The organism is Aureimonas sp. Leaf454, assembly GCF_001424685.1.
Lineage (GTDB): Bacteria > Pseudomonadota > Alphaproteobacteria > Rhizobiales > Rhizobiaceae > Plantimonas.
The window spans coordinates 256043-276546 of the sequence record NZ_LMQT01000020.1 but is presented as its reverse complement, the minus strand read 5'-3'; the positions used below and the strand labels follow the sequence as shown (position 1 = coordinate 276546).

Genomic DNA, 20504 nt, shown 5'->3' with positions numbered 1-20504 from the left:
GTCGTTCGAGATCCCGGCCTAGCTTGCACCATGGTTTCCGGCTTCAAGGTCGCAGGTGTTGGGAGCACCCGCGAATCTCGAAGGCCACGGTAGGGCGATATCAACGGTGCCCACCAAGACCCCTATTGGCGGTTGTGACACGCTGCCGGGAACCTTCCCCAAATGAGATCGAACGGTAACACGTGGGCGATTTTGCTCGCGATACCGACCTGACACGGTTCTTGGGAGGAAACGATGTTGAAGACACTGACGAAAGCCGCACTTGGCTGCACGCTGCTCCTAGGGCTGGGTTCAGCCGCATCGGCCAACGATGCGCTCGCCACGATGGCGAAGAATGCCGCCGACTGGACGATGCCGACCGGCGACTACGCGAACACGCGCTATTCGACTCTCGAGAAGATCAACAAGACGAACGTCAAGGACATGGTCCCCGCCTGGACCTTCTCGACCGGTGTTCTTCGCGGCCACGAGGGCAATCCGCTCGTGATCGGCGACACGATGTACGTGCACACGCCCTTCCCGAACATCGTCTACGCGCTCGACCTGAAGAACGACGGCGCCATCAAGTGGAAGTATGAGCCGACCCAGGATCCGAACGTCATTCCGGTCATGTGCTGCGACACGGTCAACCGTGGCGTCGCCTATGCGCCCGGCGAGGGCGGCGCGGCCGGGACCATCGTCCTTCACCAGGCCGACACCACCGTCGTCGCGCTGAAGGCCGACACGGGCGAGGTCATCTGGACCACCAAGAACGGCGACCCGTCCAAGGGCGAGACCGGCACCGCAGCGCCGATGGTCTTCAAGGACAAGGTGCTGATCGGCATTTCCGGCGGCGAGTTCGGCGTTCGCGGGTCGGTGACGGCCTACAACATCAAGGACGGCAAGCAGGCCTGGCGCGCCTATTCCACCGGTCCCGATGCCGAAATGCTGATGGATCCGCAGAACACCACGGCCCTCGGCAAGCCGGTCGGTCCCGACAGCTCGCTGAAGAGCTGGGAAGGCGATCAGTGGAAGATCGGCGGCGGCACCACCTGGGGCTGGTATTCCTACGATCCCGAGCTGAACCTCATCTACTACGGTTCGGGCAACCCCTCGACCTGGAACCCCTCGCAGCGCCCCGGCGACAACAAGTGGTCCATGACCATCTTCGCGCGTGATGCCGATACCGGCATGGCGAAGTGGGTCTACCAGATGACCCCGCACGACGAGTGGGACTTCGACGGCATCAACGAGATGATCCTTGCGGACATCGACGTCGACGGCCAGAACCGCAAGGTCCTCGCCCATTTCGACCGCAACGGCTTCGCCTACACGATGGATCGCGCCACGGGCGAACTGCTCGTCGCCAAGAAGTACGATCCGGCCGTGAACTGGGCGACGGAAGTCGTCATGGACAAGAACTCGGACCAGTACGGCCGGCCGCAGGTCGTCGCCCAGTACTCGACCGAACAGAACGGCGAAGACGTGAACTCGACGGGCATCTGCCCGGCGGCTCTCGGCACGAAGGATCAGCAGCCTGCGGCCTTCTCGCCGAAGACCAAGCTGTTCTACGTACCGACCAACCACGTCTGCATGGACTACGAGCCCTTCCGCGTCGCCTACACGGCCGGCCAGCCCTATGTCGGAGCCACGCTCTCGATGTATCCGGCTCCGAACAGCCATGGCGGCATGGGCAACTTCATCGCCTGGGACGCGGGCAAGGGTGAGATCGTCTGGTCGCTGCCCGAGCAGTTCTCGGTGTGGTCCGGTGCGCTCGCAACGGCTGGCGACGTCGTGTTCTACGGCACGCTCGAAGGCTACCTGAAGGCGGTCGACGCGACGACGGGCGAGGAACTGTACAAGTTCAAGACCCCGTCCGGCATCATCGCCAACGTGATGACCTACGAGAACAGCGGCCAGCAGTATGTCGCGGTGCTGTCGGGCATCGGCGGCTGGGCCGGCATCGGCCTCGCGGCCGGCCTGACCGACCCGAATGCCGGTCTCGGCGCGGTCGGCGGCTACGCCGCCCTGTCGAAGTACACCGCTCTCGGCGGTCAGCTGACGGTCTTCACGGTTCCGAACCAGACGGCCTCGAAGTAAGTCGACTGAACGGCTCCGCCTCGAAAGGGCGGAGCCGTTTTCGTTTCTACGGGAAGCTGCACGAACTTCCCGAACGTTTTCTCCCGGAGCCCGGCGATCGGCCGTTGCTGTCGCCGGGATTCCTTGATGCTGCACCTCGCGGACCCGCGATTCCCATCCATGACACGTCGCCTCGACGGGTGGGATCGGAGGCATGGAACCGCTCGTGTGGCCGATCCGGATCAGAATGAGGTTTCGATGACCCGTAGCGTTCTCTCTCTCGCCAGCCTTCTCGCCGTGTCCGTCTGCGGCCTCGCGCTCGCGCAAGATGCGGGAACGCCCGCCACCGTCGTTCCGGCCGCTCCGGCCGCCAGCGCCGCGCCGGCGGCGCCCGCGCCGGCTCCGGCCGCTGCTGCACCGGCCGCTCCGGCCGCCGCCGCACCGGCGGCTCCGGCAGCAGCACCCGCCGCGACCGCCGCCGCTCCGGCCGCACCGGCCGCACCGGCGGCGAATGGCGCCAAGCAATCGGCGGACACAATGACCAGCGGCGCTGAAGCGACGCCCGGCGAAGGCGGAAAGTTCGTCGATTCCGCCGGCAATCCCATCTATGCCAAGAATGCGGACGGGACCTTCGACTACTACACCTGGCGCGGCTACAAGAAGTTCATGGCCAACTGCATGCAGTGCCACGGCCCGGACGGCATGGGCTCGTCCTTCGCGCCCAATCTCACGGAATCGCTGACGCGCATCAACTACTACGACTTCACGGGCATCATCGTGAACGGCCAGCAGAACAAGTGGCATCCGGTCAACTCGATCATGCCGGCCTGGGGCGAAGACCTCAACGTGATGTGCTTCCTCGACGGTATCTACGTCTATCTGCGCGGACGCGCCGACGGTGCCGTTCCGCGCGGCGAGCCGAAGAAGCCGGCGGTCAACAAGGAAGCGCAGGCCGCCGAGAACGCGTGCCTCGGGTTCTGATCCGGTGATGATCCGCCGCCTCGTCCTCGCGTTCGCCGCGGTCGTCTCCGCCCTGGCTCCGGCTGCCGCGCAGGACCGCGAGTTCGGCGGTTCGATCGAACTCGTCGATCCGAACGTTCTGCGCGTCTGCGCAGACCCGTCCAATCTCCCCTTCTCCAACGAGAAGGAGGAGGGGTTCGAGAACGCGCTCGCCAAGTTCCTGGCGGGCAAGCTCGAGCGCACGTCCGTCTCCTACAGCTTCTTTCCGCAGGCGACGGGCTTCGTGCGCATGACGCTCGGGGCCAACAATTGCGACGTCATCATGAGCTACCCGCAAGGCGACGAGCTCGTGCAGAACACCAATGCCTACTATCGCACGGCCTATGCGCTGATCGTGCCGAAGGGCGGCGACCTCGACGGGGTCGACGTGCTGGAGGACCCGCGATTGAAGGGCAAGAGGATCGGCGTCGTTGCCGGCACGCCGCCCGGCACCTATCTCGCTCGGGCCGGACTGATGGGCCGGGCGAAGGGCTACCAGCTGATGGTGGACACGCGGATCGAGAATTCCGCGCAGGCGATGATCGCGGACCTCGGCAAGGGCGAGATCGACGCGGCCGTGCTCTGGGGGCCGATGGCCGGCTACTATGCCCGCGAGTCCGGCAAGGACTACACCGTGACGCCGCTGGTCAAGGAGCCCAAGGGCGGCCCGGCCATGATCTTCCGCATCACGATGGGCGTGCGGCCCTCCGATCAGGAGTGGAAGCGCCGGCTGAACACCGTGATCCGCGAGAACCAGGATGAGATCAACGAGATCCTCCTGTCCTTCGGCATTCCGCTTCTCGACGAGGCGAATCAGCCGATCGCGCCCAAGCACGGGGGCTGAGATGCGGCGGGGTGCCGCCTGGCTCGCGATCGCGCTTCTGTCGGCATCGACGATGGCGGCGACGGCGGCCGATGGCATTCCGGAGCCGGCCGCCTATCGCCTGGACGACTACCGCTCGCCCACGCCGGACACCCTGGCCGGAGCCTCGGTGGTCGACACGCCCTCCGCCCGGCGGCTTTTCGAGGAGAAGGCGGCCATCTTCGTCGATACGCTGCCGCGGGCGCCGAAGCCGCAAGGACTGCCGGAGGGCACGGTCTGGCGACCGAAGCCGAGATCCGACATTCCGGGTTCGATCTGGCTCGTGGACACGGGCTATGGCGAGCTCGCGCCCGTGATGAAGGCCTATTTCCGTGACGGGCTGGTCCGGGCGACAAAGGGCGACAAAAGCCGGGCGCTCGTCTTCTACTGCCTTCGCGACTGCTGGATGAGCTGGAACGCGGCCAAGCGCGCGATCGGCGAGGGCTATACCGCCGTCCACTGGTATCCCGACGGCACGGACGGTTGGGCCGAGGCCGGCCTGCCGCTGGAGCCGCGGGAGCCGGAGCCGCGGCCGGACGAGTAGCGCTGTCCCGACGCGCGTCGCAGCCGCGTCCGTTACGCCTCCAGTGAGGCGAGATGCGCGATGACGCGCTCCATCAACCAGTACCAGGCCTGGCGTTCGGCATCTCCGGCGGTCTTTTCGATCGCGATGTTGAGATAGGCGATCTCGGCTTCGATCTTCTCGGCGGGGAGCATGTGAAGCCGGCTGACGAGGATGGCCGCTTCGACGATCGCCGCGCGCGCGCGGTTCATGCCGGTGAAGGGCGCGTGCTGGCCGGACGTGGAGACGCGGCAGCGGAAGCGCGGCCGGATCTCGTCCTCCGCGACGCTTTCGACGACGAGGACGTCGTGCGAGAGGGCGGCGGCGAGACGCGGCACGGGCGAGCCTTCGATTGCGACGAGCGGCCAATCCTTGCGGCCGGTGAGGCAGCCGGCGAAAATCAGAGGATCGTCCGTCAGATTGGCGACGGCGATGCCGGTGGCGGCGAGGTTGTCGAGCGTCTTCGACGGCCGGAAGGGCGCGACGACCCAGTCCCCGCCCTCGGCGATGATGCCGAGGGGAGCGATGTGGACGCGGCCCTCGGCATCGGCCGTCGTCAGGATCGTCTCGCGAATATACGGCATGTCAGTCCTTTCAGTCTGCGGTTCGCCCCCGAGGCGCGGCACCGGGACCGCCGCTCGCCGCCGGGGAACGCCCCACGTCCGGGGCACCGTCGCCGGTCGTCACGCGCCGCCGGGGTCGTCCCTGTCCGGCCGCACGTCCGCCGTCTTCGGCTTCAGCGTGTGGCCGGCAGCTTCGAGCCGCGTGCGATCGGTTTCGGGGATCGGCGCGGCGACGCCGAAATCGAGCGGCGCGTCCTGGGCGTAGCGCTTGCCGAGGCGCCAGGCGATCTCGGCCTTCTGAAGCTCCGCGCCGAGATAGAAGGCGTGACCGACATCGCCGTCCACGGCGATGTGCGGGAAGAGCTCGAACGCGTCGCGCGCCACGTGATGAGCGTCGCGGTTGTAGAGATGGATACCGTCCTCGGCGGTCTCGATGCGCCAGTTGCGGTCGCGGATCGCGCCCTGCTGGGCGGCGAGCTCGTCCGGCGTCGCGGCGAAGGGGCTGGTGTCGTGGATCTGGAGGAGGCCCGCGCCGTAGCCGCGGGGCAGGGCTCCGTCGGCCCGCGCCGCGAACATCAGGCGGCGGGCCGCATCGTGCTCCTCGACGGTGCGCCTGGTGTGCGGGCTGACATGGACGACGAGGAGATTGCGGATCGACAGTTCCGAGCAGATGCCGAGCAGCATGGCCGTGATGCCGGACGTGTCGGCATCGGTCAGTTCGGTGAGGTTGCCCGTGCCCATCAGCATCTCGACGCCGGGATGGCGCTCGCGCAGGGCGTGGTAGCGCGCGAGCGAGGCGGAGAAGCCGAAATGGATGGGGTCGAGGATCGGGTCCGCGAGGAAGCGGATGCCCTCCGCCTCGGCCCGCGCAATGGCCCGGTCGAGCGAGGCCATGTCGTGGGGGATGGCGGGCACGAGCACCGGCACCGCTTCGCCCTCGCGCGCGATGTCCAGCGTCTCCTCCGTGAGGCTGAGGAGATAGTCGGCGCCGGCGCGGGTGGCTCTGGCGAGTTCGCCCCGATCGGCGGAATCCACGCTGACGCAAAGGCCGAGACGCTTCAGCTCCGCGATGGCCTCCTCCAGATGGGGAAACGGCGTGTCCGGCAGGCAGCCGAGGTCGATGACGTCGGCGCCCGCAGCGCGCAGCGATCCGGCGCGGGCGGCGAGATCCTCGATGGTCAGCGCGGAGGCGTCGACGATCTCGGCGAAGATCTTCATATCGTGGCGCGACAGATCGGGCGGAGCGCCCTTGCGGCCGAGATAGGCAGGAAGGTCCGCCAGTTCGTCCGGCCCCCGCGTGAAGGGCACGCCGAAGCTCGCAGAGAGCCTGTCGAGGTCCGCGCGGCAGCGGCCCGGCACGACGACGCGGGTCGCCGCGACCGGGCGCGTCAAACGCCGCTCGATGATCTCGCCGGTCATGAGGGCGGCGACCTTGACGCCGATGTCCTCGATCGCCCAGTCGAAGTTGGTGCGGCCGAGCCCCTGCAGAACGCGCTCGAGGCGCGGCAGGGCCAGACGTCCGGTGAGGAATAGAAGCGTCTCGCCCGCCATTTCGGTCCATGCGGATGGGGAAAGGGCCGACCCGGCAGGGCTTCGACGGGTCGCGGGCGCCCCCGGCGCCGGTCCCATGCGTTAGCACGGGAGGCGCCGCGATGCGAAGCCCCGGAGCGAGCCTTCTATTCCGCCGCCACCGCCATGCGCCGTTCGGCCGCGATGGCGTGGCCGGGCACGGCGCCGTCCGCGAACTGGTGGCCGGCGAGGACGAGATCGGCGGGGCCCGCGACCGAGACCGTGGTGTCGGGGTGCAGCATGGCGAGGAAGGACGGATCGACGATCTCGGCCCCGGCGAGCGCCTCCAGCGTGACGTCGGCCGGCACGTCGATCTGCTTGACCAGAAGAAGCGAAGCGCCCGGCAGCGAGGCGGCGAGCCAGGCGGCGAGGCTGTCGGAGGTGACGGTCCAGTCCTGCGCGATCTCAGGAGCGGCGAGGGCGGTCGCCGCCGGCATCCAGACCGGGATCCGGCCCTCCGCCAGCGCCGCCTTCACCGCCTCGCGCGAGGCGGCGGGAACGAGGCGCTGCCCGAGACTGACCAGCGCCCAGCCGAACTGCTCCATCGCGAGGATCGCCATGTGGTGGGCGGCCGCATCGTCGTAGCCGAGGCGCGGCTGGTAGCGACGCACCGTGTTGGCGAAGGGGCCGCCGCCCGGGACGAGCACGATCGGCCGGGTCGCCTTCTCGATCGCCTGAAGCCAGCGGTTGAAATCGGGTGAGGAGGCGCAGCTGCCCCCCAGCTTGACGACCAGAATTTCGTCCATCGATTGTGCCCTTCACCGATGTTGACCATCGACCCGGAAGCGGGCCGACCCGTCGCAGACTAAAGCCCCGCCCTGTTGCGGCGACAATGGGGCAAGGGTCTAAAATCGACCTAAGTTCCGAGCAGGACTTGGAAATCTATGCTGCACCGCACACGAGGGGCGCACCTCATGACGCAATGATGACAGTATTGCGGATGCTTGCCAGTGTGGTCAGAGGCGGCTCCCGGCGTCCGGCCGACGGATTTCGATGCCGACGGCCGCGGGACCCAGCTGCAACTTCTCCACGCGCACGAGAACCCGGCGCAATCGCGGATCGGCGAGCAGCATCTCGGCCAGATCCTCAGCGAGCGTCTCCACGAGATCGGTATGGCCTCGGGCGACGAGCCGCCGGACGGCGTCCATGATGATGTCGTAGGAGTAGACGCTGACCATCCGGTCGTCGCGGCTGGCGGTTCGAACAACGTCGCCTTCGACGGTGAAGCGGACGCTCTGGCGCTGGCCGCGCTCGAAGCCGTAGGCGCCGATCTCCATCTCGACCACCATGTCGCGCACGAAGATCCGATCCGTCGGAGCGTTGTCCGGGGCGACGCGTCGGTCCTGTTCCGCGTCGATGAGGGCCCGCATGGCGGCGACGGCGAGGGGATCGATGGGGCCGGCGCGACCCCCGGTCGTCAATGCGCCGCGAAAGCCGAGATAGTGCGGGCGTAGGACGGCGAGGCGCGGCACGTCGGGCGGCTCCAACGAGCCCGCCAACCCGCTGATGAGGTCGAAGGTCCGGCAGGATTCGACGAAGGCGGCGATCTCGGCGGTCGGCAGGTGCTTCAGGAGCCCGCCGGAGCCCTTGTTCATCGTGTCGATCATCGCGCCGGAGAAGCCGGCCGCCTTGAGGTCGGCGAGCAGCGAGAAATCGGGATCGCCATCGGCGAAGAAGACGGCGATCAGCGAGGTGCGGGCGGCCTCCTGCGACAGCGCCGCCACAACGGCGCGGCGGTCTGCGGCGGAGGCGGGGAAGAGTCCGATCTTCACATGGTCGGCGGAGCGACGCAGCGCGACGGCGGCGCAGACGGCGTCCGGCTCCATCGGAAGGTCGCCCGCCACCGCGGAAACGGGCCGCCGGCCCGCGATGCGGGCGAGCGTGGCGACGAGGACGTCCGGCGCGACCGCGCCGAGCGCCCCTTTGGCGGGGTCCTTCAGATCGATGATGTCGGCGCCGCCGGCGAGGGCGATCTCGGCCTCGTCGGGGCCGGTGACGCTGGCGAGAAGACCGGTCGGACCCGCCGGAAGGGACGTGTTCAAGGGGCGGCCTCGACGGCCTCGAACTGCTTCTTCAGCGTGTTGCGCCACAGCGCGGTGACGCCGCGCATCCACATCTCGTCGTTGTTGCCGCGTATGTCGGCGCTTCCCTGCGCCACCAGCTTGCCGGTCGCGACCTCGTGCCCGTAGGCGTTCACGTTGAGAATGAGGTTCGAGACCTTCTGCACCGTGCCGGTCACGACGATGTCGGCCTTGAGGTCCCGGCCGAGATCGAGGGCGCAGCGCTCGCATTTGTTGAGCACCTGTCCCTTCGCGGCTTCGGCGACCGGCGCGATCTCGACGATGGAGAGCTTCGGCTCGGCCTCGATGTCGGCGCGAAGCTTCGGCGCGAGCAGCGTCAGGCGCTCGGTCTGGCGGGGGTCGACGCCCTTCACCTCGCCTTCGAGGCTGGTGTCGATCAGCTCGAAATCGAACACCGCCACCGTCTTCTCCGCCGCTGTCGCGGGAAGCGCTGCAAGACACAGAAGAAAAACGGGAATAGTTCCGGCTTGAACTCGCATGGGGTTTTTGCTCCTCCTCGGCCAAAGGCCCTCGGCGCCCGCTCGGCTGATCTAGCGCCGACGCCGGAAGGGACCAAGAAAAATCCGTCCGGTGTCCGACGTCGTCGGGTCGGAGCGGAAACGGGAGGAACGTCATGACCCTCACCCGCCTGGCCGGGCCGCTGTCCGGTGCGCTCTTCGCCATCGCGCTTCTCGGGCCCGCCGCCGCGCAGGAAACCCCGGCCGCGCCGGCCCCCGCTGCGGCAGCGCCGGCCACGGCCACCCCGCCCGCCGCCAAGGCGATGGCGGTGGTCAAGGTCGGCTTCATCCGGACCTACGAGCGCACGCTGGCGCTCTCCGTCCTCGACATTCCGCCGCCCGATATCGGCATCGCCGGCGCCAATGTCGCCATCGCGGACAACAACACGACCGGCTCCTTCATGGGCCAATCCTTCGCGCTCGACGTGGCGACGCTGAAGCCGGGCGAGGACGTGATGCCGGCCGTGGAGGCGATGTCGGCCGCGGGCGTGCACTATATCGTGACCGACCTGTCCGCGGCCGATACGCTGAAGGTCGCCGACGCCATGAAGGGAACGGGCGCGCTCGTCTTCAACGCGGGATCGACGGACGATTCGCTGCGCGAGGAGAGTTGCCGGGCGAATCTTCTGCACACCGCGCCCTCGCGCTCGATGCTGACCGACGGGCTCGCGCAATATCTCATGTGGAAGCAGTGGCGGAACTGGGTGCTGATCACCGGCAGCCACGAGGGCGACAAGCTCTTCGCGGAAGCGATGAAGACCTCGGCCAAGAAGTTCGGCGGCACCATTCTCGAGGAGCGGATCTTCGAGGACAAGGGCGGCGCGCGGGCGACCGATTCCGGCCAGGCGCTGGTCCAGCGCCAGATCCCGGTTTTCATGCAGGGCCTGCCGGATCACGATGTCGTGCTCGTGGCGGACGAGAGCGAGGTCTTCGGCTCCTACATCCCGTGGCGCACCTGGGTCCCGCGCCCGGTGGCGGGAACGGCCGGGCTCGTGCCGGCCTCCTGGCATCCCGCGAGCGAGCAATGGGGCGGGGCGCAGATCCAGAACCGCTTCGAGAAGGCGTCCGGCCGGCGCATGCAGGCTAAGGACATGCAGGTCTGGACCGCGATCCGCATTCTCGGCGAGGCCGCCTCGCGCACGCAATCGGTCGATCCCGCCGTCATCGACGCCTTCATCAAGGGCAAGGACTTCACCGTCGCCGCCTTCAAGGGGCAGCGCCTGACCTTCCGCGACTGGAACTGGCAGCTGCGCCAGCCGGTGATCCTCGGCAACGAGACCTCCGTCGTCTCGGCCTCGCCGCAGGAAGGCTTTTTGCACCAGGCCTCGGAATTGGATACGCTGGGCACGGATCGGCCGGAGACGCGCTGCGCCTTCTGACGCCGGCACCCCCAACCAGACCTTTCACCGGGGCCTTTTCTCCCCGCGGTCCCGTCTTCGCGGAGAAGACCGGGATCGGTTTCGCCAGGAAGCACCGCTCGCCCGTGTCGCTGTTCGCAAGGCTCGCCCTCACGCTCGCCGGCGCCATGGTGGCGGTGCTCCTCCTCGGCGCCGCGCTCGGCTACGTGAAGGCCGGGGAGGAGGTCCGGGCCGAACTCGAGGCCGCGCGCGGCGTCGCGGTGAACGCCGTGACGCGGCTGATCGCGGCGCTGCCGGCCTCGCGCAATCCGGAGGCCGACATCGCCTCGCTCGTCTCGACCTTCAACGGGGACCGGCACGTGCGCATCCTGATGATCGACGCCTTCGGACAGGTGCGCGCGCAATCGGCGCTCGCCGAACCCGACCGGTCGGTGCCGGGCTTCTTCGTCGCCCTCCTGTCGCCGGCGCAGACGACGACGATTCTCCCGATGACGGTCCGTTCCGCGCCCATCGTCGCGGCCATGGTGGTCGTGATGCCGGCGAACGAGGTGGCGGAGATCTGGGGCGGGCTCGCGCTCGACCTCGCCCTTCTCCTCGTCTTCGCCGTTCTGACGGCCGTGCTCGGCCTTCTCGTGGTGCGCCGGGCGCTGCGCCCGCTCGGTGGTCTCTCCAGCGCCTTCCACCGGATCGGACAGGGCGACACGCGCATCCGGCTCGCCGTCGAGGGCCCGCCGGAGGTGGCGCGGCTCGCGCGCGGCGTCAACGCCATGGCCGAGCGGCTGGACGGGCTGGCGCGCGATCGACAGCGGCTCGCCGAGCAGCTGTCGCGCCTCGCCGACGAGGAGCGCGCGGAGCTCGCCCGCGATCTCCACGACGATGTCGGCCCGTTCCTCTTCGCCGTCGACGTCGATGCCGCGAGCATCCGGCGTCTGGCCGAAGCCGGCGCGGACCCGTCCGAGATCGTGGACCGCACCGAGGCGATCCGGCAGGCGGCCGGCCACGCGCGGCTGCAGGTGCGCAAGATCCTCGGCCAGCTTCGCCCGGGCATCCTGCCCGGCCTCGGCCTCGTGGAGACGCTGGAGCATCTGGTGGACGCGGCGCGGGCCCGCCATCCCGCCATCGCCTTCACGCTTTCGGTCGAGGACTGCGATCCGGGCGCCGCCGTCGAGGCGCTGGTCGTCCGCGCCGTGCGCGAGGCGGTGAACAACGCGTTGCGCCACGGCCATCCCCGGCACGTCGCAATCCGCGTCGCCGACGGGGGCGACGCGATCTCCTTTCGCGTGAGCGACGACGGCGGCGGCTTTTCGCGGCCGGAGGGCGAACGCGGCGGCTACGGGCTGATCGGCATGCGCGAGCGGGTGGAGGGGCTCGGCGGGCGCTTCTCGGTGACCGAGACGGGGATACCCGCCGGCGTCAGCATCTTCGGCGAGGTGCCGCTCGCCGCGGCCGAGGCACGGCGGGAGGCGGCCGAGTGATGCGCGTTCTCGTCGTCGACGACCATGTGATCGTGCGCGAGGGCGTCAGGCGGCTTCTGGCCGTCCTGCCGGCGGACGCCGTCTACGAGGCGGAGACGCCGTTCGAGGCGCTCGCGGCCTTCCGCCGGGAGCGGCCCGACGTCGTCGTCCTCGACATCAACCTGAAGGGCGGGAGCGGGCTGGAGGTGATCCGGCGGCTCCGGGCGGACGATCCCGATGCGCGGATCGTCGTCTTCTCCATGTATTCCGACCTCGTCTACGCCCATTCGGCGCAGCGGGCGGGCGCGCTCGGCTATGTCTCGAAGAGCGCGCCATCGGACGAGCTGATCCTCGCCATCCGCAAGGCGATGAAGGGCGAAGCCCATGTCGACGCCGAGACGAGCGGCGGCGATGCGGCCGAGGCCCCGGCGCCCGCGCGCAAGCTCTCGACGCGCGAGCTCGAGATCCTGCACATGCTGGGCGAGGGGCAGAGCCTGTCCGACATCGCCGAGGGTCTCGGCGTCGCCTACAAGACGATCGCCAACACCTCGACCCGCATCAAGGAGAAGCTCGGCGTCGAGCGCACCTCCGACCTCATCCGCTTCGCGGTGGAAACGCGGGGCGGACGGCTGATCGACCGCGGCGATCTCTGACGCGATCTCGAACGCGGATAGGGGCGTGCGCCTTCGCCGTTCGGCGCATGACGGGAAGTTCTCCCATGGCGGGACGGGGCAGGGCGGGGTAGCCCTATGTCGAGGTCGGCTTCGCCGCTCCGCTCGGTTCCCAAGACGACCGGTGCCGGATGATCCGCCTCGCGGGCATTTCGGCCGGCCTCCTGCGCTCCCAACGCGAGCGAGGCCGGCCGGCCACGGCTCTCCATGGGGCGAGCCTGTCTGCGTCGTTCGGCCGGGCACCGCCGGAGCGACGCCTGATCCGCGGATGTCGAGCCCTGCTCGCATCGTCCGCCTCCCGTTGGGTCGCCTGGTCGCCCCTGCCGTGCAACCGCCCGATCACGGGGCATTTCCGACGAGGTCGATGCCATGAAGACGCTCTCCAGCTTGATCCTTTCGGCCTCCCTCGCGCTCGGCGTCGCCACGGCGTCCGCGCAGGAATCCGCCACGATGGCGTCCGCGGACGAGGCCGCGAAGGTTTCCGAGGCCATCGCCAAGGTCGGCTGCAAGGCCGAGGAGATCGAGAAGGAAAGTGCGAGTCTTTTCGAGATCGATGATGCGCAATGCGAGATCGGGCAGTACGACATCAAGCTGAACGGGGACTACAAGATCACTGTCATGACCAGCGACGAGTGAGACGCGACGTGGCATATCAACGGTCGAAGACGCTGACGCGTCCGACCATCGAAAGAATTGCGAATGTCTCAGCTGCGTCAGCGGTTTAAGACATTCGCAAACAGAACACCGAAAGCCATTTGCGATGGCTTCTGGTTTCGGAGCCGCGAGGAGGCGGGTCCGAATGCTCGACATGACCAAGAGGCGCTGCCGGACCGGCGGCGTCCACCGGGAGGAACGATGAGGAACCTGATCGCAGCGGCGCTGGCCGGAACCGTCCTGATGTCGGCCGGCCCCGCCTTCGCCTACAAGATCTTCGTGTCCAACGAGAAGGGCAACGACGTCACCGTGCTCGATGGAACGAGCTTCGAGGTCATCCACACGATCAAGGTCGGGCAGCGGCCGCGCGGCATCGTGACGAGCCCGGACGGGACGAAGGTCTATGTCTGCGCCAGCGACGACGACACGATCGAGGTCTACGACACCAAGACCTACGCCAAGGTCGGAACGCTGCCGTCCGGGCCGGACCCGGAACTGATGGTCGTCTCGCCCGACGGGACACGCATGTACGTCGCCAACGAGGACGACAATCTCGTCACCGTGATCGATCTGGGCACCGGGGCTCGCGTCGTCGAGATCCCGGTCGGCGTGGAGCCCGAGGGCATGGGCATCTCGCCGGACGGAAACACGATCGTGAACACGTCGGAAACGACGAACATGGCGCATTTCATCGACAAGGAGAGCCAGCAGATCGTCTCCAACGTGCTCGTCGATTCGCGGCCGCGCTTTGCCGAATACAAGCAGGACTCCTCGGAGATCTGGGTCTCGGCCGAGATCGGCGGCACGGTCAGCGTGATCGACAACGCGACCAAGGAAATCAAGCACAAGGTCACGTTCGAGATCCCCGGCCTCTCCTCCGAGACGATCCAGCCGGTCGGCGTTCGCCTGACGGCGGACGGGTCCAAGGCCTATGTGGCGCTCGGACCGGCCAACCGCGTCGCGGTGGTCGACGGCAAGACCTACGAGGTCCTCGACTATCTTCTTGTCGGCCAGCGCGTCTGGCAGCTCGTCTTCTCGCCGGACGGCTCGCACCTCTTCTCCACCAATGGTATCTCCAACGACATCTCGATCGTGAACGTCGCGGACGACGAGGTGATCAAGTCGGTGCAGGTGGGGCAGCAGCCCTGGGGCGTCGCGGTGGCGGACGTTCCAGTCAACTGACCGGGGCCAGCGAACTGGCAGGGCCGGTTTCCACCGGGACATGACGACGGCCGTTTGGGCCATGCGGAGCGGGTGGAGGCCCGCTGCCGCGATCACATCCGCATACGGGAGGACATGAAATGAGAGCATTCTGGTTGTCGCTGATGGCGACGAGCCTCGCCTTCGCGCCGGTGGCGAATGCCGTGGCGAAGGACGTCATCGTCGCGCAGGCGGCGGACGACGACGACGACGACGACGACGCGGCGGGCGCTGCCACGGCGGGCGCCGCTGCAGCCCCGGCGGACACGACCGCCTCGCCCATGGCGCCGGCCGAGGCTCCGATGGCCGGCATGCCGGCGAGCGCGATGAACGCCGAGCAACTCGGCCTGCCCGCCCTGTCGAAGTCCAGCCAGGACATTCCCGACCTCGTCCTCGGCTCGGCCGACAAGGACTTCTCCGTCAACCGCAAGCACTTCGTCCTGCGGGCCGGCCAGGCCTATCGCTGGAAGATCTCCTCGGCGGGCAGCCTCGAATACAAGCTCCACGCGCCCGAGTTCTTCCGAAACGTCTGGTTCAACCAGATCGTCATCAGCGATCTCGAACTTCACATGGCCGGTCCGCCGGCCTGGCTCGAATATGACGCCAAGGGCACGATCCAGGTTCAATTCAACACGGTTCGCCCCGGCAACTTCACATGGTACATCGAAGGCCTGGAGGGCGCGCAGGACATGAAGGGCACGATCACGGTCGTTCCCTGACGGTTCCGCCGCCGGAGCCTTTGGGAGGGGCTTCGTTTGGATGATGCGAGATTGAACGAGCTCGACAGGGCGCGGACGGCGGCGGAAGTCGCCGTTCCGGCGCTGGACGTCGCCCATGTCAGCCACGCCTACGGCGCGCGCCGGGCGCTGGACGACGTCTCCTTCCAGGTGCCGCAAGGCTCCTTCACCGCGCTGCTCGGGCCGAACGGGGCGGGCAAGTCGACGCTCTTCTCGTTGATCACCCGGCTTTTCGACGTGCGCGCGGGCGAGATCCGCATTCTCGGCCGCTCGTTGTCGGAGGCGCCGGGCGAGGCGCTGCGTCGGCTCGGCGTCGTGTTTCAGGCCAGAACCCTCGATCTCGACCTCTCGATCCGCCAGAACCTCTCCTATCACGCGGCCCTGCATGGCCTGTCGCGGGGCGAGGCCAAGCGCCGGACGGCCGAGATCCTCGAGGGCAGCGACCTGTTCGACCGGCTCGGCGAAAAGGCGCGGCACCTGTCGGGCGGCCAGCTGCGCCGCGTCGAGATCGTACGCGCCTTCATGCACGGTCCCCGGCTGATCCTCCTCGACGAGCCGACCGTCGGGCTCGACATCGGCTCGCGCGCCGAGATCGTGGCGGAGGTTCGCCGCCTCGTTCGGCAGGAGGGCGTCAGCGTCCTCTGGGCGACCCATCTCATCGACGAGATCGAGGAGGGCGACCGCGTCGTCGTGCTCCACAAGGGACGGGTCCTGGCCGAGGGCTCCGTGCCGGAGATCGTCGCGCGCCAGGACGCGGTCTCGATCCGCGACGCCTTCGCCTCGCTCACCGGTCTCCTGCGCGAGCCGCATCCGGAGGCCCTGCCATGAGCACGATCGCGACGCCTGCGACCTCCCCCGCGCCTCTCCCGCGCGAGGGCTTCACGGCCCGGCAATATGCCACCTGCTTTTCCGGCATCGTCTGGCGCGAAGCCCTGCGCTTCCTGCACCAGCGCGAGCGCTTCGTCTCGGCGCTGGTGCGCCCGCTGCTCTGGCTCTTCATCTTCGCGGCGGGCTTCCGGCAGGTGCTCGGCGTCTCGATCGTGCCGCCCTACCAGACCTACATCCTCTACGAGGTCTACATCACGCCGGGGCTGATCGGCATGATCCAGCTCTTCAACGGCATGCAGTCCTCGCTCTCCATGGTCTACGACCGCGAAACGGGCTCGATGAAGACGCTGCTCGTCAGCCCGATGCCGCGCTGGTTCCTGATCGTCTCCAAGCTCTCGGCGGGCGTCGCGGTGTCGATCGTGCAGGTCTACGTCTTCTTCGCCATCGCCTGGTTCTGGGACGTGAAGCCGCCGGTCATGGGCTATCTCTACGTGCTGCCGGCGCTGGTTCTCTCCGGGCTGATGCTCGGCGGGCTCGGCATGCTCCTGTCCTCGCTGATCCAGCAGCTGGAGAACTTCGCGGGCGTCATGAACTTCGTGATCTTCCCGATGTACTTCGCGTCCTCGGCCCTCTATCCGCTCTGGCGCGTGCAGGAATCCTCGCCGCTCCTCTATCAGATCTGCCTCGTGAACCCGTTCACCCATGCCGTGGAGCTGATCCGCTTCGCGCTTTACGGGCAGATGAACCTCACCGCGCTCGCCGTCGTTCTCGGCTGTACGGCCCTGTTCCTGGGCGGCGCGATCCTGGCCTACGATCCCTCGCGCGGGCTGATCAACCGCAAGCGGGGATGAGGCTCGCCGGGCGCGCTCGACATCGGGCGCGGCCGGAACGACAGGCTCTTGGGAGGGCGTTCTCGATGACGATTCGTATCCGGGGCTCCGCGATCCTGGCGGCGCTTCTTCTGGCCGCCGCATCCGGGCCGGCGCACGCGCAGGCGCCCGCTCCGCGCGACATTCCACAGGGTTTCGTGCTGCCCGGTCCCGCGCCGACCGGCGCAAAGCCGGCCGGTGCTCCGCCTGCGCCGCCCGCTTCGGCTCCGACACCGGCTCCGTCACCGGCTCCGGCGCCGACGGCATCGCCCGCCCCGGCGCTCGGCGCCTCGACGGGCGCAGCGGCTCCGACGCAGACCTTTCTCATCCCGGGCGGCGCCTCCACCACGCGGCTCGGCGCGGGCGGCACGTCCGCACATGAATGGCCCTGCATCCAGCGCCGGATCGATCACGTGGACGAGCGGCAGGTCTGGTCGGGTCCCGACCTCGCCGGGGCCACCGCCGCCCCGCGCACCGACGCCATGCGCGAGCTCGTGGCGACGCTCTCGCAGCGCCGGGTTCCCCTGTCCGAAGCCGAGGCGAAGGCGGTCGAGTTCGTGAAGGCTCTACCGCAGGAGACGCGGGGGGAAGCGGCGACCGCGATCTTCGCCGATCTCTTCGCCCGCCTCAACGCGGAGCGCTCGGAGATCATGCGCGGGATCGAGCGCTATGGCGCCAAGCAGCAGGATCTCGCCGCCAAGCTGCGCGAGAACATCGCGGCGCTGAGCGCCCTTCGATCCGGCGGCGATGCGCAGAAGGCCGCCGAGGCGCAGGAAGCGCTGCTCTGGGACACCCGCATCTTCGAGGAGCGCCGACGTTCGCTGACCTATGTCTGCGAGGTGCCGACGCTGATCGAGCAGCGCCTCTTCGCCTTGGGACGGGCGATCGGCACGACGCTGTGACGGGCACGACGCCCTGACGCCCCCTGGGGGGCGTGCAGGGTTCGTCAGGCCTCCGCCCCGAGGATCGCCAGCGCCACGGCGGGCGCGGCGCGGCCGACGTCGTCGCGCAGGGCCGAGCGGCACTCGATGATGTCGGCGAAATCGACCACGCCGCGATCGAGGCGTGCCGCGAGGCGGCGCAGCACCGGTCGGCCGGCGCCGGCGACGACGACCGGCGCATTTCCGCCGAGCATGCCGCGCGAGGCGACGAGGAGCGCGGCGTCGTGGACGCGGCGGATCTGGGCCTCCGCGAAGGCTTCGGCCGTGCGCTCCAGCGTGCCCGGCGGCGCGTCGAAGGCGTCGCGTCCGATCATGCGCGCCAGCCGCGCCCGCGAGGCCTCGGCCGTCTTCGGTTGGCCGTCGGCGGTCGGATGCTGGTCGTCCGCCTCGTCGAGGACGCCGAGAATGCGCTGGACGTCGGCCATGGTGGCGAAGAATTCGGCCATGATCGGCGTGACGCGGCCCTCGTTCGGCACATGGCTCGCGACCGCCATCAGGGCGGTGCGCGTGTAGCCCTGGTAGACGAGTTCACCGGCGCCGAGCCGCTCGGCATCGGTGAAGCCGGCGAAGGTCACCGCGCCGTCGCGCACGGGCACGATGTCGGTCGTCGTCGAGCCCATGTCGATGAGCAGCGCCTCCTCCATCCGCGCGGCGACGAGCGAGGCGGTCGCGTGCCAATTGGCGGAGGCGATGCGGGACCAGTGCTCCGGAACACCCCCGGCATCGACGAAGCCGCGGTCGCCGGCATGGAAGCGCAGCGTTTCGCCGAGGCGGGCGGAGAGGATGCCGGCCAGGGCCTCGACCCCGGCCTGCCGGTGCGGGAAGATGTCGGCGAGCTCCCCCGTCATCGTCACGGCGTGGCGCTCCACCGGTCCGGACTTGGCGAGAATGCTGTCCAGCGCGGACGAGAGATGGTCCAGGCCCCGCCAGATCGGCGTCGGCTCCTGCCAGACCTTGACGATCTCGCCGCCTTCGCAGAGGGCCGCCTTCAGATGCGCGCCGCCGACATCCCATCCCAGGGTCTTCGTCATGCCAGGGTCTTCGTCATGAATGAGCCGGCGTCTTCGTCATGATCGGGGATTCCCGCTTTTCGTCCGTTGCGGGCAAGGCCCGCTCCATCCCCGTTCTATAAAGCCACCGGTCTGCAAAACCAACCGGACGCAGCGGGGCTTCGATGCAGATCATTCCGGTGCTCGACCTGATGGGCGGCCTCGTCGTGCGCGGCCATCTCGGCGACCGCGCGAACTACCGGCCCATCGTGACGCCCCTCTCCGACACCGCCGATCCCGTGGCGGTGGCCGAGGGGCTGCAGGGCCTCGGGCCGTTCCGGGCCTTCTACATCGCCGATCTCGACGCAATCGAAGGCGGCGCCGTGCAGCACGGCGTGCTGGATCGGCTGTCGGCCGCCTTCCCCGCGACGGAGTTCTGGGTCGATGCCGGCGTCGCCGATGCGCAAGGGGCGCGCGCGCTTCTGGCTCGCCCGCAGACCGTCGCCGTGATCGGCAGCGAGACGCTGCGCGCCGTCGATGAGCTCGACGCCCTGGCGGAGGAGCCGCGCGTGGTGCTGTCGCTCGACTATCGCGGCGATGCCTTCGTCGGGCCCGCCGGCCTTCTTGCGCGCCCCGAGATCTGGCCAGACCGCGTCATCGCGATGACGCTCGCCCAGGTCGGCAGCGGGGCGGGACCGGATCTTGCCCGGCTTGCCGAGGTGAAGCGGTTGGCGGGGCCGGGACGCCAGATCTTCGCGGCCGGCGGCGTGCGCGGCCCGGAGGACGTGACCCGTCTCGATGCCGAGGGGATTTCGGGCGTGCTGGTGGCCTCGGCGCTGCATGACGGACGGTTGCGCGGCTGAACGGCCGGCAGGGCAGGCCGGCGGTGGCTCCGCGGCGGGACCGCCGGCGATCTCTCATGAAAAAAGGGGCCGCAAGGCCCCTTTTCCCGTCTTGTCCCCTTCCAGGGCCTTCTCCCGGAGGAGACGTGCGGCCTACTGGAATCCGAAAATGGCAGCCAATCGCCGGAGCAGTCCGGCCTTCATCGCCGGCTGTTCTGCTTCGGGATGGTGTCTTGTCTAGGTCGTGGGTCCACCGAAGGGGTGCGTTGCCGAACCCTTCTTGGCGACGACTTCGGCAGCGGTCGGCGTGCCCTTGATGGCGCGCTCGATCGACTCCTTGGTGGCCTGATAGTTGTACTCGCGGATCTTCGCGTCGTCCTCGGCTTCCCAGTGGATGAAGACGCCGACGCAGATGAAGAGGTCGTCGGCTTCGGCGGCCGGGATGATGCCCTGCTCGACGCAATCGGCGACGGCGCGCGCGACGCCCGTCTGGGCGGGTCCGAACATCTGCACGGCCTGCTTGGCGCCCTTGATGGTCACCTTGTTGAACATGAGGGTGTTCGGCTTGCAGGGCAGGTTCGGCGCGACGACGGCCAGGAGCGACGTGAAGCCGTCCTTGTTGTTCGTCAGCGAGTTGCAGAAAGCGGTTTCGGCGGCGCTGCCGCGCGGTCCGATGATGAGATCGATGTGGGCGACCTCGTTGCCGTCTCCCACGAGAGACTCGCCCACCATTACCTTGTTGATGATCGCCATGGCCATGTTCCTCCTAA

General features: G+C 68.6%; 21 protein-coding genes. 14 read left to right on the top strand and 7 right to left on the bottom strand.

From position 1 onward, the window contains the following. Positions 1-234 precede the first annotated feature (234 nt). From ASG43_RS14790 to ASG43_RS14775, 4 genes are all read left to right on the top strand, one after another. On the top strand, positions 235-2079 hold the full coding sequence (locus ASG43_RS14790) for a methanol/ethanol family PQQ-dependent dehydrogenase (protein WP_082490930.1): 1845 nt from the start codon (positions 235-237) through the stop codon (positions 2077-2079). 237 nt (positions 2080-2316) lie between these two features. Then, positions 2317-3039: a cytochrome c gene (locus ASG43_RS22250; RefSeq protein WP_082490953.1), complete on the top strand. Its 723-nt coding sequence runs from the start codon at positions 2317-2319 to the stop codon at positions 3037-3039. 7 nt (positions 3040-3046) lie between these two features. Further along, positions 3047-3901, top strand: coding sequence for a substrate-binding domain-containing protein (locus tag ASG43_RS14780; RefSeq protein ID WP_056506449.1), 855 nt, complete (start codon positions 3047-3049; stop codon positions 3899-3901). Between the two features lies 1 nt (position 3902). Beyond that, the gene (locus tag ASG43_RS14775; RefSeq protein WP_056506445.1) at positions 3903-4463 is read left to right on the top strand and encodes a PQQ-dependent catabolism-associated CXXCW motif protein; all 561 of its coding nucleotides are present in this window, start codon (positions 3903-3905) and stop codon (positions 4461-4463) included. Between the two features lie 32 nt (positions 4464-4495). On the opposite strand, the gene ASG43_RS14770 is transcribed toward ASG43_RS14775, so the two are convergent. The 5 genes from ASG43_RS14770 to ASG43_RS14750 all read right to left on the bottom strand — a co-directional run bounded on the left by ASG43_RS14770 (position 4496) and on the right by ASG43_RS14750 (position 9173). After that, positions 4496-5065 carry a DUF447 domain-containing protein gene (locus ASG43_RS14770; RefSeq protein ID WP_056506441.1) on the bottom strand — a complete coding sequence of 190 codons (570 nt, stop codon included), beginning with the start codon at positions 5063-5065 and terminating at the stop codon, positions 4496-4498. 99 nt (positions 5066-5164) lie between these two features. Then, complete coding sequence (locus tag ASG43_RS14765; protein ID WP_056506439.1) at positions 5165-6595, bottom strand: DUF6513 domain-containing protein; 1431 nt, start codon at positions 6593-6595, stop codon at positions 5165-5167. A 125-nt stretch (positions 6596-6720) separates the two neighbouring features. Next, the gene (locus ASG43_RS14760) at positions 6721-7359 is read right to left on the bottom strand and encodes an amino acid kinase (protein ID WP_056506436.1); all 639 of its coding nucleotides are present in this window, start codon (positions 7357-7359) and stop codon (positions 6721-6723) included. Between the two features lie 210 nt (positions 7360-7569). Continuing rightward, on the bottom strand, positions 7570-8655 hold the full coding sequence (locus tag ASG43_RS14755; RefSeq protein WP_056506434.1) for a (5-formylfuran-3-yl)methyl phosphate synthase: 1086 nt from the start codon (positions 8653-8655) through the stop codon (positions 7570-7572). Next, positions 8652-9173, bottom strand: coding sequence for a DUF3280 domain-containing protein (locus tag ASG43_RS14750; RefSeq protein WP_082490929.1), 522 nt, complete (start codon positions 9171-9173; stop codon positions 8652-8654). Before ASG43_RS14750 ends, ASG43_RS14755 begins: the two co-directional genes overlap by 4 nt. A gap of 134 nt (positions 9174-9307) precedes the next feature. On the opposite strand from ASG43_RS14750, the gene ASG43_RS14745 reads away from it, so the two are divergent. The 9 genes from ASG43_RS14745 (at position 9308) to ASG43_RS14705 (ending at position 17864) form a co-directional block, all read left to right on the top strand. Further along, on the top strand, positions 9308-10570 hold the full coding sequence (locus tag ASG43_RS14745) for an ABC transporter substrate-binding protein (RefSeq protein ID WP_056506429.1): 1263 nt from the start codon (positions 9308-9310) through the stop codon (positions 10568-10570). A gap of 104 nt (positions 10571-10674) precedes the next feature. Continuing rightward, a complete protein-coding gene (locus ASG43_RS14740; RefSeq protein ID WP_056506427.1) occupies positions 10675-12024 on the top strand; it encodes a HAMP domain-containing protein in 1350 nt (449 codons plus the stop codon). Next, a complete protein-coding gene (locus ASG43_RS14735) occupies positions 12024-12656 on the top strand; it encodes a response regulator transcription factor (protein ID WP_056506424.1) in 633 nt (210 codons plus the stop codon). Before ASG43_RS14740 ends, ASG43_RS14735 begins: the two co-directional genes overlap by 1 nt. A gap of 387 nt (positions 12657-13043) precedes the next feature. Then, a complete protein-coding gene (locus ASG43_RS14730; protein WP_056506421.1) occupies positions 13044-13310 on the top strand; it encodes a hypothetical protein in 267 nt (88 codons plus the stop codon). A 219-nt stretch (positions 13311-13529) separates the two neighbouring features. Then, positions 13530-14510 (top strand): PQQ-dependent catabolism-associated beta-propeller protein, encoded by a 981-nt coding sequence (locus ASG43_RS14725; RefSeq protein WP_056506417.1) that lies wholly within the window; start codon positions 13530-13532, stop codon positions 14508-14510. Between the two features lie 119 nt (positions 14511-14629). Beyond that, a complete protein-coding gene (locus tag ASG43_RS14720; protein ID WP_056506413.1) occupies positions 14630-15247 on the top strand; it encodes a hypothetical protein in 618 nt (205 codons plus the stop codon). 51 nt (positions 15248-15298) lie between these two features. Beyond that, positions 15299-16093: an ABC transporter ATP-binding protein gene (locus tag ASG43_RS14715; protein WP_244488105.1), complete on the top strand. Its 795-nt coding sequence runs from the start codon at positions 15299-15301 to the stop codon at positions 16091-16093. Next, the gene (locus tag ASG43_RS14710) at positions 16090-16944 is read left to right on the top strand and encodes an ABC transporter permease (RefSeq protein ID WP_056506407.1); all 855 of its coding nucleotides are present in this window, start codon (positions 16090-16092) and stop codon (positions 16942-16944) included. Before ASG43_RS14715 ends, ASG43_RS14710 begins: the two co-directional genes overlap by 4 nt. 65 nt (positions 16945-17009) lie before the next feature. Then, positions 17010-17864: a hypothetical protein gene (locus ASG43_RS14705; protein WP_082490928.1), complete on the top strand. Its 855-nt coding sequence runs from the start codon at positions 17010-17012 to the stop codon at positions 17862-17864. Between the two features lie 44 nt (positions 17865-17908). Here the strand turns inward: ASG43_RS14705 and ASG43_RS14700 are convergent, their stop codons facing one another. Further along, complete coding sequence (locus ASG43_RS14700) at positions 17909-18934, bottom strand: hydantoinase/oxoprolinase family protein (protein WP_056506404.1); 1026 nt, start codon at positions 18932-18934, stop codon at positions 17909-17911. A 143-nt stretch (positions 18935-19077) separates the two neighbouring features. Between ASG43_RS14700 and ASG43_RS14695 the strand changes: the two genes are divergently transcribed. Further along, a complete protein-coding gene (locus tag ASG43_RS14695; protein ID WP_056506402.1) occupies positions 19078-19755 on the top strand; it encodes a HisA/HisF-related TIM barrel protein in 678 nt (225 codons plus the stop codon). A gap of 216 nt (positions 19756-19971) precedes the next feature. Here ASG43_RS14695 and fae read toward each other — a convergent pair whose 3' ends face one another. Beyond that, positions 19972-20487, bottom strand: a complete 516-nt coding sequence (fae, locus tag ASG43_RS14690; RefSeq protein ID WP_056506785.1) for a formaldehyde-activating enzyme — start codon at positions 20485-20487, stop codon at positions 19972-19974. Between the last annotated feature and the right edge of the window lie 17 nt (positions 20488-20504).

Bases quoted from the DNA above. Each gene is read 5' to 3' on its own strand.
- ASG43_RS14790 (WP_082490930.1), top strand. From the start codon at position 235: ATGTTGAAGACACTGACGAAAGCCGCACTTGGCTGCACGCTGCTCCTA.
- ASG43_RS22250 (WP_082490953.1), top strand. From the start codon at position 2,317: ATGACCCGTAGCGTTCTCTCTCTCGCCAGCCTTCTCGCCGTGTCCGTC.
- ASG43_RS14780 (WP_056506449.1), top strand. From the start codon at position 3,047: ATGATCCGCCGCCTCGTCCTCGCGTTCGCCGCGGTCGTCTCCGCCCTG.
- ASG43_RS14775 (WP_056506445.1), top strand. From the start codon at position 3,903: ATGCGGCGGGGTGCCGCCTGGCTCGCGATCGCGCTTCTGTCGGCATCG.
- ASG43_RS14770 (WP_056506441.1), bottom strand. From the start codon at position 5,065: ATGCCGTATATTCGCGAGACGATCCTGACGACGGCCGATGCCGAGGGC.
- ASG43_RS14765 (WP_056506439.1), bottom strand. From the start codon at position 6,595: ATGGCGGGCGAGACGCTTCTATTCCTCACCGGACGTCTGGCCCTGCCG.
- ASG43_RS14760 (WP_056506436.1), bottom strand. From the start codon at position 7,359: ATGGACGAAATTCTGGTCGTCAAGCTGGGGGGCAGCTGCGCCTCCTCA.
- ASG43_RS14750 (WP_082490929.1), bottom strand. From the start codon at position 9,173: ATGCGAGTTCAAGCCGGAACTATTCCCGTTTTTCTTCTGTGTCTTGCA.
- ASG43_RS14745 (WP_056506429.1), top strand. From the start codon at position 9,308: ATGACCCTCACCCGCCTGGCCGGGCCGCTGTCCGGTGCGCTCTTCGCC.
- ASG43_RS14735 (WP_056506424.1), top strand. From the start codon at position 12,024: ATGCGCGTTCTCGTCGTCGACGACCATGTGATCGTGCGCGAGGGCGTC.
- ASG43_RS14730 (WP_056506421.1), top strand. From the start codon at position 13,044: ATGAAGACGCTCTCCAGCTTGATCCTTTCGGCCTCCCTCGCGCTCGGC.
- ASG43_RS14725 (WP_056506417.1), top strand. From the start codon at position 13,530: ATGAGGAACCTGATCGCAGCGGCGCTGGCCGGAACCGTCCTGATGTCG.
- ASG43_RS14720 (WP_056506413.1), top strand. From the start codon at position 14,630: ATGAGAGCATTCTGGTTGTCGCTGATGGCGACGAGCCTCGCCTTCGCG.
- ASG43_RS14710 (WP_056506407.1), top strand. From the start codon at position 16,090: ATGAGCACGATCGCGACGCCTGCGACCTCCCCCGCGCCTCTCCCGCGC.
- ASG43_RS14705 (WP_082490928.1), top strand. From the start codon at position 17,010: ATGACGATTCGTATCCGGGGCTCCGCGATCCTGGCGGCGCTTCTTCTG.
- ASG43_RS14700 (WP_056506404.1), bottom strand. From the start codon at position 18,934: ATGACGAAGACCCTGGGATGGGATGTCGGCGGCGCGCATCTGAAGGCG.
- ASG43_RS14695 (WP_056506402.1), top strand. From the start codon at position 19,078: ATGCAGATCATTCCGGTGCTCGACCTGATGGGCGGCCTCGTCGTGCGC.
- fae (WP_056506785.1), bottom strand. From the start codon at position 20,487: ATGGCGATCATCAACAAGGTAATGGTGGGCGAGTCTCTCGTGGGAGAC.